Annotated in this window: 12 protein-coding genes; 1 reads left to right on the top strand and 11 read right to left on the bottom strand. The window is 67.3% G+C overall.

Features of this window, described 5'->3' with window-relative positions:
- The first annotated feature begins 52 nt into the window (after positions 1-52).
- On the top strand, positions 53-805 hold the full coding sequence (locus AWC06_RS09950) for an O-methyltransferase (protein ID WP_085196915.1): 753 nt from the start codon (positions 53-55) through the stop codon (positions 803-805).
- A gap of 25 nt (positions 806-830) precedes the next feature.
- Here the strand turns inward: AWC06_RS09950 and xerD are convergent, their stop codons facing one another.
- The 11 genes from xerD to AWC06_RS09900 all read right to left on the bottom strand — a co-directional run bounded on the left by xerD (position 831) and on the right by AWC06_RS09900 (position 12,032).
- A complete protein-coding gene (xerD, locus tag AWC06_RS09945) occupies positions 831-1,778 on the bottom strand; it encodes a site-specific tyrosine recombinase XerD (RefSeq protein ID WP_085197036.1) in 948 nt (315 codons plus the stop codon).
- On the bottom strand, positions 1,775-2,398 hold the full coding sequence (locus tag AWC06_RS09940) for an NUDIX domain-containing protein (RefSeq protein WP_085196913.1): 624 nt from the start codon (positions 2,396-2,398) through the stop codon (positions 1,775-1,777). The genes xerD and AWC06_RS09940 overlap by 4 nt, the downstream gene beginning before the upstream one ends.
- Positions 2,391-4,148, bottom strand: a complete 1,758-nt coding sequence (locus tag AWC06_RS09935; protein ID WP_085196911.1) for a CTP synthase — start codon at positions 4,146-4,148, stop codon at positions 2,391-2,393. Before AWC06_RS09935 ends, AWC06_RS09940 begins: the two co-directional genes overlap by 8 nt.
- A 125-nt stretch (positions 4,149-4,273) precedes the next feature.
- The gene (locus AWC06_RS09930) at positions 4,274-5,224 is read right to left on the bottom strand and encodes a copper transporter (protein WP_085196909.1); all 951 of its coding nucleotides are present in this window, start codon (positions 5,222-5,224) and stop codon (positions 4,274-4,276) included.
- Between the two features lie 13 nt (positions 5,225-5,237).
- The gene (gene steA / locus AWC06_RS09925) at positions 5,238-6,419 is read right to left on the bottom strand and encodes a putative cytokinetic ring protein SteA (RefSeq protein WP_085196907.1); all 1,182 of its coding nucleotides are present in this window, start codon (positions 6,417-6,419) and stop codon (positions 5,238-5,240) included.
- Between the two features lie 103 nt (positions 6,420-6,522).
- Positions 6,523-8,289: a DNA repair protein RecN gene (gene recN, locus AWC06_RS09920; RefSeq protein WP_085196905.1), complete on the bottom strand. Its 1,767-nt coding sequence runs from the start codon at positions 8,287-8,289 to the stop codon at positions 6,523-6,525.
- Between the two features lie 12 nt (positions 8,290-8,301).
- Positions 8,302-9,225 carry an NAD kinase gene (locus AWC06_RS09915; RefSeq protein WP_085196903.1) on the bottom strand — a complete coding sequence of 308 codons (924 nt, stop codon included), beginning with the start codon at positions 9,223-9,225 and terminating at the stop codon, positions 8,302-8,304.
- Positions 9,222-10,031, bottom strand: a complete 810-nt coding sequence (locus tag AWC06_RS09910; RefSeq protein ID WP_085196901.1) for a TlyA family RNA methyltransferase — start codon at positions 10,029-10,031, stop codon at positions 9,222-9,224. Before AWC06_RS09910 ends, AWC06_RS09915 begins: the two co-directional genes overlap by 4 nt.
- A gap of 7 nt (positions 10,032-10,038) precedes the next feature.
- The gene (locus tag AWC06_RS23285) at positions 10,039-10,215 is read right to left on the bottom strand and encodes a hypothetical protein (RefSeq protein ID WP_169715331.1); all 177 of its coding nucleotides are present in this window, start codon (positions 10,213-10,215) and stop codon (positions 10,039-10,041) included.
- A gap of 22 nt (positions 10,216-10,237) precedes the next feature.
- Positions 10,238-11,242, bottom strand: coding sequence for an HAD-IIA family hydrolase (locus AWC06_RS09905; RefSeq protein WP_085196899.1), 1,005 nt, complete (start codon positions 11,240-11,242; stop codon positions 10,238-10,240).
- Between the two features lies 1 nt (position 11,243).
- Entirely contained in the window at positions 11,244-12,032 is a 789-nt protein-coding gene (locus tag AWC06_RS09900) for a hypothetical protein (protein ID WP_085196897.1), read from the bottom strand.
- Positions 12,033-12,257 lie beyond the last annotated feature (225 nt).

Raw genomic sequence — 12,257 nt, 5'->3', positions numbered from 1 at the left:
CGCAGCAACGTAACCAGCCAATATTCAATGCGGGCCACTAGGGTGATGCCATATGAGTCTGAAGCAGCGAATTCCCCTGTTGCGGTGGTCGGTGTGGCGGATGGCGGTCGGCAATCGAAACATCCTCAAGACCGGACAGATCGGTGACGGGCGCGAGGCCGCGGCGGTCGACTACGTGCTGAAACACGCCCGGGCGGGCGATATCGACGACGTGCTGGCCACCATCGACCGGTTCGCCTACGAGAAGTCGATGCTGATCAATGTCGGCGACGAGAAAGGCGCACTGCTCGACGCCGCGGTCCGACGCGCCGATCCGAAGCTGGCGCTCGAGCTGGGCACGTATTGCGGCTACGGCGCACTGCGGATCGCCCGGGCCGCGCCCAGCGCGAAGGTGTACTCCGTCGAGCTCGCCGAGGCCAACGCCGTCAACGCCCGGCAGATCTGGGCGCACGCCGGCGTCGCCGACCGGGTGACGTGTGTGGTCGGCACCATCGGCGACGGCGGGCGCACGCTCGACGCGCTGGCGGGCGAGTACGGCTTTTCCGCCGGCGGCCTGGATTTCTTGTTCCTCGACCACGACAAGGACGCGTACCTGCCCGATTTGCAGAGCATCCTCGACCGCGGCTGGCTGCATACCGGCTCGATCGTGGTCGCCGACAACGTCAAGGTGCCCGGCGCGCCGAAGTACCGCGAATACATGCGCCGGCAGCAGGGCACGCTGTGGAACACCGTCGAACACAAGGCGCACGTCGAGTACCAGACGCTGGTCGGCGATCTGGTGCTGGAGTCGGAGTACTTGGGGTAGTCGCGCCTATGCGCGCTCGCCGAAGTTAGTGTGCGCGAGGATGGGCGCCGGCCCAGACTTCACGCAGCGCGTGAATGGTGACCAGCGTGTAGATCTGCGTCGTGGTCACCGACGCGTGGCCCAGCAACTCCTGGACGACGCGGACGTCGGCCCCGCCGTCGAGCAGGTGCGTGGCAAACGAGTGCCGCAGCGTGTGAGGCGATACCCCCGAGGTGATGCCGGCGCGCTCGGCGGCGTCCTGCAGCACCTGCCACGCGCTCTGCCGCGACAACCGCCCACCGCGGGCGTTGAGGAAGATGGCCGGCGTTCCCCGGCCGCGACGCGCCAGCTCCGGACGACCCCGGACCAGATACGCGTCGAGCGCCTGGACGGCCGGGCGTCCCACCGGCACCAGTCGCTGCTTGCCGCCCTTGCCGCGCAGTAGCACCGAACGGTCATGGGTGTCGATGTCGTCGACGTCGAGGCCGACGGCTTCGGAGATCCGCGCTCCGGTGGAGTACAGGAGTTCCAGCAGCGCCCGGTTACGCAGCGTCAGTGGCCCGTCGGAGGGGCTGTCGCCGCCGGCGCCGTCCAGCAGGGCCAGCACCTCGTCGACCGAGAGGCTTTTGGGCAGCCGACGCCCTGGGGTCGGCGGCTTCACCGCCTGCGACACGTCGAGTTCGGCGAGCCCCTCGGCGGCGGCGAACCGATGCAGGCCACGCACCGCGACCAGTGTCCGCGCCGCCGACACCGCCGACAGCGGCGATATCCCGGAATCCGGATCTCCGCGCCGCAGTGCGACCAGGAATTCGCTGACATCGTCCTCACTGACCTTGGCCAGATCATCGATGCCGCGCATCGCGAGGTGCTCGGAGTAGCGGCGCAAATCGCGCCGATAGGAGCTCAATGTGTTTGCCGCCACGCCTCTTTCGATCGTCAGATGGTCGAGGTAACCCTGCAGCTGTGTCTCCAGCGGCGGCGCCAGCGTGGTCATCGCCGGGCCTGTCGCGCGGCGAATGCCTTCGGCCGGTCGATCCATGGCGCATCAACCGGCCGCGGCTGGGCCAAACCTTTCCGGACCGCGTATGCCGCCAAAATGCCCGAAACCGCAAGGGCATTGACGATCACTCCGCCGAACACCCGGCGGACGGCGTCGTCGATGGAATACCACTGCAAGGTCATGTCGGCTTCCTCGTCGTGCGCTTCGGGCCGGTCGACTTGCGTCAATCCGGTGGCCAGATACACCCGCACCGATTCGTCGCTGAAACCCGGTGTGGAGTCCAGGTCGACTAGCACTTGCCAATTCTCGGCCTCTAAACCCGCCTCCTCGCGCAGCTCACGCGCGGCGGTCAGATGCGCCTCCTCGCCGCCGACGTCGAGCAGCCCGGCGGGCAGTTCCCACAAGCGTCGACCGAACGCATGGCGATATTGGTAGACCATTGGAATGTTGCCGTCGTCGTCCATCGCGACGACGCCCACTGCGCCATAGTGTTCGACGACCTCACGTGTCACGATCTTGCCGCCGGGCATCCTGACGCGGTCGGTGCGCAAAGCGAAAATTTTTCCGGTATGCAGGGTTTCGGACGACGTGGTCTCGAATACGTGCTCACCCACGAGCAGCGGGTTCAGGTTTGGGCAGCGACTGTTCGATGCCGTCGCGATGTTCGTTGCCGTTCGCCCGCTGCTCCGGGATTTCCACCGGCAGCCGCTCGGCCGCCTTGTAGTCCATCGCTGCCCCGACGAACGCGACGAACAACGGGTGCGGGCGCGTGGGCCGGCTCTTCAGCTCGGGATGGGCCTGGGTGCCGACCACGAAAGGATGTATCTCCGGAGGGTATTCGACGAACTCCACCAGATGGCCGTCCGGGGAAGTCCCCGAGAATTTCAGGCCGCTTTCGGCGATCTTGTCGCGATAAGCGTTGTTGACTTCGTACCGATGCCGATGCCGCTCAGACACCTCGGTTGATTGATACGCCTGAGCGACAATCGAACCCGGCTCCAATACGGCGGGATAAGACCCCAGTCGCATGGTGCCACCGAGGTCCGCTTCGCCGGCGACGATATCCTGCTGATCGGCCATGGTGGAGATGACGGGATCGGGTGTCGCCGGATCGAATTCCGCTGAGTTGGCCTGTGTGAGCCCGACCGACCTGGCGGCCTCGATCACGATGCACTGCAACCCAAGGCACAGCCCGAGCACTGGTAGGCCCCTGGATCGCGCGTACTGGATGGCGCCGATCTTGCCCTCGATCCCGCGGATACCGAAGCCGCCGGGGATCAACACGCCGTGCACATCGTCCAGCGCCGCCGCCGCACCGGTTGCCGTCTGGCAATCATCCGATGCCACCCAGCGCATCTCCACCTTTGCCCGGTGCTTGAACCCTCCGGCGCGTAACGCCTCGGCGACCGACAGGTATGCGTCCGACAGGTCAACGTACTTGCCCACCAAGGCGATTCGTACCGTCTCCTGTGGGTCGTGCACCCGTCGCAGCAGGTCGTCCCATTCAGTCCAGTCGACGTCGCGGAACGGCAGGTTGAGTCGGCGCACCACATAGGCGTCAAGCTCTTCGCGATGCAGCACCTTGGGAATGTCGTAGATCGAGGGCGCGTCAGGAGTGGAGATGACGCCATCGATGTCGACGTCACACATCAAGGCGATCTTGTTCTTCAGCGGCTCGGGAAGGTCGCGGTCGCAACGCAATATCAACGCGTCCGGGGTTATACCGATGCTGCGCAGCGCCGCCACCGAGTGCTGGGTCGGCTTGGTTTTCAACTCGCCCGACGGCGCCAGGTACGGCACCAGCGACACGTGCAGGAAGAAAACGTTTTCTCGGCCGAGATCGTGACGGACCTGCCGCGCGGCTTCCAGGAAAGGCTGCGATTCGATATCGCCTACGGTGCCGCCGATTTCGGTGATGACGACGTCCGGGCGGTTACCGTCGGCGTCCGGCTTGGCCATCGCCAAGATCCGGCTCTTGATCTCGTCGGTGATATGTGGGATCACTTGGACCGTGTCACCGAGGTACTCGCCGCGGCGTTCTTTGGCAATGACCGACGAATACACTTGTCCGGTAGTGACATTCGCTGATCCGGACAGGTCGCGGTCGAGGAAACGCTCATAGTGGCCGACGTCGAGGTCGGTTTCGGCGCCGTCCTCGGTGACGAAGACCTCGCCGTGCTGAAACGGGTTCATGGTGCCCGGGTCGACGTTGAGGTAGGGGTCGAGCTTCTGCATCGTCACCTGCAACCCGCGTGCGGTCAGCAACTGGCCCAGGCTGCTGGCGGTTAGCCCTTTGCCCAGGGACGAAACGACGCCGCCGCTGACGAAGAGGTGCTTGGTAGCGGTTTGCGGATGCTTGCGCAATTCAGCGACCTCCGTGAAGACGGCGCAGGGCGAAGCTTGCCTGGCTTCGTTGGGCCTGCCGACCCACGGAACCCCACCCTAACACCGACGCTGCCGGGTCGCGGCTAACACGCCCTGTGACGGGGCTACTGTACGACGGTGATGCCGGTGGCGCCGTGACCGGTGCCGTACTGACCGGGATGGCCGCCGTTGACCAGGTCCGCCACGCCCAGCACCGCGGTGATGCGGCCCGATTCGGCATCCAGGTCGTCGACCGTGCTGATCGCCGACGTCACTGCTGCATCGGCGCGGGCCACCGCGACCGCGGCCGTTCCCGTCGACGAGCCGTCGCGGCCGGAGAGCAGCACACCCGCGCCGTGGGGCGCGAGCGCGGCGGCGAACCTCGCGACGCTGACGCCCTGGTTGCCGGCGTCGTCGCCGAGGGCGCCGCCGGTGATGACCACCGCGGCGTTCGCCGCGCCGATGTGTTCGGTGCCGTTTGCCTTGAACGTGACGAAGCCGGTGTCGCGCAGTGCCGCCAATACGGTATCGCGCTGCGCGTCGTCGACCGGCGCAACCGCGGGATCCCGGTTGATCAGCAAGGCGATTCCCAGCAGGTCTCCGGCCTGCGAGCCTTGGTCGACCAGCTTGGTGCTCAATTGGGCACCCGCCGGCACGATCGAAGAGTTGACCACCGAACGCAGTTTCTCCGCGGAGTTGGCGTCGACGAACTCCTGGGTCAACGACACTGTCCCGGTTACCGTTCCGCCGGCCTGCCCGATGAGTTTTGACACAGCGTCGGCATCGTCATCCGCTGCGTCCGGGGCGCGGAAGACCACCACCGACTTGCCGGCCAGTGCCCCATGCACGATGCGGACGGCCATCTGGGTGTCGAATGCGTTTGCCGAACCCAGCTTTTCGTTCAACACATTCTTCTGGTCGTTGAGCGCGTTGATTTGGCCGTGCAGATTTCGGGATTCGTCACGCAAGCTTGACAGCAAGGTGTCAGAGAGCAAGCCGGAGCCCAGCGCAACCCCGACCGCCAGCGCCAAAAACACGGCGGCCAGCGAAATCGCGTGCTGGCGTAGGGATATCACGTCGTGTGCCGTCCTACGGAAGCCAGTGCTGCACCCACAGCGAGAAGCGGTTCCAGTACTCGACGATCCAATGCAGGACCACAGCGTCGGTGCGCGACACCCATAGCGCGACGATGACCGTGATCAGCATCGTCAGAATCAACAAGGCAATGGCGCCGGCCGAGATCCGGTTGTGGTACAGCGTGGCAACCGCCTTGGCGTCCACCAGTTTCTCCCCCACGCGCAGCCGGGTGAGGAACGTCGAGGGGTTGCTCTGCTGGCGCGTCCGGTCGAAGAACGTCTCGATGTTGGCGCTGTGCCCGGCGGTCACCAGCAGCGCGGCGCCGTGGTGATCGGCCAGCAGCAGCGCCAGGTCCGTGGGTGAACCCGCGGCGGGAAACGTCATCGCGCCCACACCCAGATCCTGGATGCGTTCCAGGCCCGGCGCATGGCCGTCGGCGTCGGCGGGGAGCACCACCTCCGCGCCGCATTTGAGGACTTCGGCACTCAGGGAGGTGGGATCGCCGACGATCAGTTGCGGGCGATACCCCGCTTTGCGCAACACATCTGCGCCGGTGCCGACCCCGACCAGGACGGGCTGATACTCCTTGATGAACGGTTTGAGTCGCTTGAGGTCATCAGCGGCATGCGGCTCGTCGGAGACCACCACGACATGACGGCGGCGCAAGTCGGTGGCGACGTCCGGGATGCCGATCCCGTCGATCAGCAGCGGGCTCTCGCTTCGGATGAACTCGATGGTGTTGCCGGCGAACGCCTCCAGGTGGGCGACCAGGCCGCTCTTGGCTTCCTGCATCAGGTCTGCGATGTCGTGGTCGGTGCGCTCGGTGCCGTGGATGAGCCGCCGGTCGCCCGAGTACACCCCGCCGTTGTAAAGCCGGACTTTGGCGCCGTCCTTGATCTTCTTGAAGACCTCGGGCCCGGTCTCGTCGATGAGGGTGACGCCGTTGGCCACCAACACTTCCGGGCCGAGGTTGGGATAGCGGCCCGATACCGACGGGGAGGCGTTGATGACAGCTGCGATATCGGCGTCGACGAGCGCATCGGCCGTGATCCGGTCCAGGTCCAGCACATCGAGGACCACGATGTCGCCGGGGCTCACGCGTCGCAGCAGGCGGTCGATGTCGCGGTCAACCCGGGCGGTGCCGACCACACCGGGGCGCGACGTATTACGAGATAGAAGCGCTGACATCTTCATGGGGGCGATTCTGTCGGTGAACCGCCGCCTCGCCGGGGAGGCGCGCCGTAACAACAGCCTCAGAAGTTATATCGTGTCACATTTGTCACAGGGTGGGAACGATTTAGGAGGTTGCGATCCGATCACCTCGAGCGGCCTCGAGCAGTTCGCGCGCGTGGGCCCGGCCACTGTCGGACTCCCCCAGGCCGGCGAGCATCCTGGCCAGCTCGGCCACCCGCTCCTCGCCGTCCAGCCGTTGCACGCTGCTGGCACCGCCTCGTGCTGCGCTGTCCACCATCAGATGCACGTCGGCGTAGGCGGCGACCTGCGGCAAATGCGTGACCACGATGACTTGGCGGGTGCGGGCCAGCCGCGCCAGCCGCCGTCCGATCTGCACCGCCGCGCGGCCGCCGACGCCTGCGTCGACCTCGTCGAACACCATGGTTGTGCCGGGTATCGACGCCGACAGCACCACTTCCAGGGCCAGCATCACCCGGGACAGCTCACCGCCCGATGCGCTCTTGGACAGCGGCAGGACCGCCGTGCCGCGGTGCGCGGCGAAGCCGAACTCGACCTGATCGACACCGTCGCCGCCGGCATGGACAACCGCGCCGGAGGGCAGCGCCAGGGCGGCGGGGTCGTCGTCGTTCGCCTGCATGGTCGTGACCGTGACGGTGAACTCGGCGTCGGCCATCGCCAGGCCGGACAGCTCATTTGTGATGTCTTTGGCCAGTCGCTTGGCCGCCTGGCTGCGGGTCTTGCTGAGTTCGGTTGCGGCATCGGCTAATTGGGCCGCCAGTTCGTCGACGCGGCGTTGCAGCCCGGCCAGCGCTTCTTCGGATACGTCTAAGCGAGCCAGTCGATCTCGCGATTCACCGGCCCAGGCCAGCACGCCGTCGATGTCGGCGGCGTACTTGCGGGTGAGGGTGCGCAGCTCGGCTTGCCGGGCGAGCTTGGCGTCCAGTGCGCTGGCGTCGGCAGGCAGCTCGTCCAGGTAGTCGGCGAGCTCGCGGGCAACGTCGTTGACCATCGTGAGCGCCTCGCCGAGTTGACCCCCCAGACCCCGCAGCGTGACGTCGTCCGTCGACTCCAGCGCCGTCTTCGCCCGCCCCAGACTGTCGGCTGCTGAGGGCGGCGCGGATGCAGCGCTGTCGTCGCCCGCCCCGGACAGCGCCGCGCGAGCCTCGGCCGCCGCCTCGCGCAGCGCGTCCAGCTCCGAGAGCCGGCGGATGTCGGCGATCAGCGCGTCGTCCTCGCCGGGCGCCGGGTTGACGGTGTCGATCTCGTGGAGCGCGAACTTCAGCCGGTCGGCCTCCTGAGCCAATTCGCGCGCCCGCCTGCTGCGGTCAAGGAGATCCCGGCGCGCCAACTGCCATGCGTCCCGCAGTTTCCGGTAGCGCTCCAGCCGGGCGCCGACGCCCGCGAAGCGGTCGAGTGCGCCGCGTTGCTCGTCGGGCCGCATCAGCCTCAGCTGGTCGTTCTGCCCGTGCAGGGTGAGCAACTCGGTGGTGAATCCGCTCAGCGATTTGGCGGGCACGCTGCGGCCCCCCAGGTACGCCCGGGACGGCCCGTCCCTATTGACCGAGCGCAGCGCGATGATGCTGCCGTCCTCGTCGCGCTCGGCGCCCGAGCTCGCCAGCATCTCGTCGATCTGCGCGGCCGCCTTGTCGTCGAGATCGACTGTGGTGAAGCGTCCTTCGACGACGGCTCGGTCGGCCCCGGAGCGCACCCGGGCGGCGTCGGCGCGGGCACCACCGAGTAGGTGCAGTCCGGTGACCACCATGGTCTTGCCGGTACCGGTTTCGCCGGTCAGCACCGTTAGCCCGCGGTCGAACTCGGCCGTCGCGACGCTGATGGAGCCCAGCGACTCGATCCGGATTTCACTAAGCACCGGGCAGCACCGTTATTCACCGCGCCAGCCGGCCACGGGCAAGCGGAACTTGCGCACCAGGCGGTCGGTGAACGGCGCACTGTCCAGCCGTGCCCATTTCACCGCGGTGTCGCAGCGCGTCACCTCCAGCCGTCCACCGGCGGGTACCAGCATCTGCCGGCGGCCGTCGCAGAACACCAGTGCGTCGTGCCCGTCCGCTTCGATTTCGATTGCAATCGCGGCGTCGGGGCTGGTGACCATGGGCCGGGCGAACAGCGCGTGAGCGTTGTTGGGCACCACCAGGATCGCCTCGAGATCCGGCCACAGCACCGGCCCGCCCGCGGAGAATGCATACGCGGTGGAGCCGGTCGGGGTTGACACCAGAACCCCGTCGCAGCCGAATGTCGACACCGGTCTGCCATCGACTTCGACGACCACCCCGAGCACACCCAGCCGCGGTCCCTTTTCCAGGCTGGCGTCGTTGAGCGCCCAGCCCCGGTCGATGACCTCGCCCTGGAGTCGCACCGCGACGTCGAGCGTCAACCGCTCTTCCACCCGGTAGCTGCGGGCGACGATGTGCTCGAGCACCGTGTCGATGGCCTCCGCCTCTGCCTCAGCCAGGAAACCGATCCGGCCCAGGTTGACACCCAGCACCGGAATGCTCGCGTTGCGTGCGAGTTCCGCGGCCCGCAGAAAGGTGCCGTCCCCGCCCAGTACCACCACGAGCTCGCAGCCCTCCGCGGCGTGGGGATCCGCGTCGACCACCTCGATGTCGACGCCCAACGCCCGCATGTCGTCAGGGGCCAGATGCAGCGAGCCCCGGTCGACGGCCTCCGCTGACAGCACTCGCAGGCCAATCCCGTTGTCGCCCAGCACTTTTTCCACGCGCCGGGCAGTGTCGGTGGCCTCCTCACGTCCGGTGTGGACCACCAGCAGGACGGTGCGTTCACGCGTCATTGCGGTCCCTCGCTGACCGCTTTGTGCACCGCATGCTCCAGATCAGCACCGGAGAAACCGCGATCGGTGTCGGTGCGTAGCCACAGGAAGTATTCGACGTTGCCCGACGGACCGGGCAGCGGGCTCGCGGTGACGCCGACGGTGTGCCACCCCAGCTGTTCGGCGCGACGCGCGACGGTGAGCACCGAGCTGGCGCGCAGCTCGGGATCGTGCACCACGCCGCCCGCACCCACCTGTCCTTTGCCCACCTCGAACTGCGGCTTCACCATGGGAACAATATCCGCGTCCGGCGACGCACAGCCAATCAACGCGGGCAACACCGTGGTCAGCGAGATGAACGACAGGTCGGCGACTATCGCCTCGACGGGACCGCCGATCACATCAGGTGACAGCTCGCGGACGTTGGTCCGCTCGATGACCACCACCCGAGGATCGGATCGCAGCGACCAGGCCAGTTGGCCGTAACCCACGTCGGCGGCAATCACTTCGCGAGCGCCGCGATCCAACAACACTTCGGTGAATCCACCCGTCGACGCGCCCGCATCCAGGCACCGCCGACCCCGCACGCTGATGCCGAACGTCTCGAGCGCCCCGACGAGCTTGTGGGCGCCGCGCGACACCCAGCTGCGGTCGGCGTCGTCGGCCACACGAAGTGCCGCGGTTGCCGCGACAGCGGTGGCCGGTTTGACCGCCGGCATGCCGTCGATGCTCACCTTGCCGGCGCCGATCAACTCGGCGGCCTGCTGGCGCGATCTCGCCAGCCCGCGCCGGACCAGCTCGACGTCAACACGGGTACGCCGGGGCACGGCGCACTCACCCCTTCTCCGCCGACTCCAGGGCGCGCACCAGCATGTCGTGCGCCTCGGAAAGACGGCGCGCTATCTCTTCGAGTTTGGCCTCGTCGAGCTCGTTCTCATGGTCGGCAGCATCGGGTAGCTCGGCGAGCAGCTCGTCGATCTGAGCGCGAATCTGGTCGGGATTGGTAGTCATGGCGCTCCTTACGCTATCCGATTTACGCCAGAGACCAGCGCTGCAGGGCATCCTGCGCGGTGTCGTCACCGGCCTTGATGCGCAGGGGTCGGTCGTCGAGGTGGGCTTCCCATACAGCACTGGCGATGGCGCGCACCACCGACAGCCCGTCGCCGGTCTCCTCGTCGCGACCGCTGCTGACCGTGATCGACGCATCATCTGTCTCGACGCGCCAGGCCGGCTGCGGGCCCACCGCGAGCGCATCGGCGGGCTCATGCAGGGAGCGCAGGTCGTAGCCGATATAGGTGGGGCGTTGGCCGTCCTTGGCGTGCACCACATCCCGCGTCGAACTGGCACCGGTGAGCACCACCATGCTGGGTAGCCCGGCGGCGTTGGCGGCGGCGATATCCGTGTCCAACCGGTCACCGACTACCAGCGGTGTGCGAAATTCACCGCGGCCCAAGGCATCCGTCATCAATGTCGGCGAGGGTTTACCCGCCACGCGGGGCTCTTCGTCGGTCGCGGTTTTCAGCGCGGCCACCATGGACCCGTTGCCGGGCAGCAGGCCGCGTTCGGTCGGCAACGTGGGGTCGACGTTGGCCGCCACCCACAGGGCGCCGGCCCGGATGGCCAAGGCGGCCTCGGCAAGATTGGCCCACGCCGTTTCGGTGGAGTGGCCCTGCACCACGGCGTCCGGTTTGTCCTGCCACAGGCGCACAGGCCGTAGCCCGACGGCGGCGATCTCGTCGGCCAGCGATTCGGTGCCGACGACCAACACTCGCGACTTGGCAGGTAGCTCGGCGGCCAAGAGGTGGGCGGCGCTTTGGGCGCTGGTGACGACGCAGTCGGCGGTCGCGGCGAGGCCGAGGTCGCGCAAATGGGCAGCGACCTCCTCCGCGCTGCGCGATGCGTTGTTGGTGATGAACAGCTTGCGGCTGGGCGCCTTGTCCAACGATTCCACGGCGCCCTCAGTGAGCTCATGCCCGCGGAACACCGTCCCGTCCAGATCAAGAAGCAGGCAATCGTGTTGCTGCGCAAGTGTTCCCACGTCAGCTCAGCTCGCTGACCCGGTCTTCGGCATCGGTGACGCCGTCGACGTCGGCGGCGGCGGCGCGCAGGAACCATTGCAGCGCCTCGTCTGCGCGGTCGAGTGCCAGCAGCGTCTCGGCGTAGGCGTAGGACAGCCGCGCGGCGGTGGCGCCGATTCGGCCCGGGTCCAGCTGCGGCGTGGACAAGATGGTGAGGGCCTGTTCTAGCTGACCGAGGTCTGCGCGGGCACCGGCGACGACGATGCGCAATTCGTCGGCTTCGTCGCCACTGAGTCGGGCTGCCTCGGGTCCGCGCGCCAATTCCAATGCCCGCTCTGGCCGGCCCAGGCCGCGTTCACAGTCGGCGATCAGCGGAAGCAGTGGCGACTTACTGCCCATCCGACGGGCCGCCCGCAATTCGGCCAGCGCTTGCGCCCAGTCGCCGCACTGGTAGGCGGCAATCCCGACGGCCTCGCGGACGGCGGCGATGCGGCCCGACCGGGCGCGGGCAGCACGCGCGTGGCTCAGCGCGGCTTCGGGGTCGTCGTCGATCAGCTCACCGGCGGCCACCAGGTGGCGGGCTACCGCGTCGGCGGTTGCGCGATCCAAAGTGCTGAGCTCCCGCCGGATTTCGGGTGCCAACTGGCTTGCCTCGAGGCCTGGCGGAATGGTCGGGGCGCCGCGATCGTCGCCGGACGAATGCTGGGGCTGCGCTCTGCGCGCCCGGCCCGGGCCCGACTGAGGTACGCCAGAACGCGGCCCCCGCTTCGGTCGCCGCTCGCCGTTTCCGCCGTGCGCGTTCTCGACCACTCGTACCGTTCCCTCGAATCGATTTGCCGTTCCCGTATCAGAGGATACGGGCACCGCGCTCACGCTGTTCGGCCACAAATTCATTTTCAAAAATGTGCATTTTTTGTGTGTTAAAAAAGGGCACCTTGTGGGTGCCCTTTTTTGGTGTGTGTTCGGCGGTGTCCTACTTTTCCACCCGGGTTGGGTAGTATCATCGGCGCTGGCAGGCTTAGCTTCCGGGTTCGG

This window comes from Mycobacterium fragae, assembly GCF_002102185.1.
Taxonomy (GTDB): domain Bacteria; phylum Actinomycetota; class Actinomycetes; order Mycobacteriales; family Mycobacteriaceae; genus Mycobacterium; species Mycobacterium fragae.
Note: the sequence above shows the minus strand (reverse complement) of the source record. Positions and strands in the feature narration are given on the sequence as shown.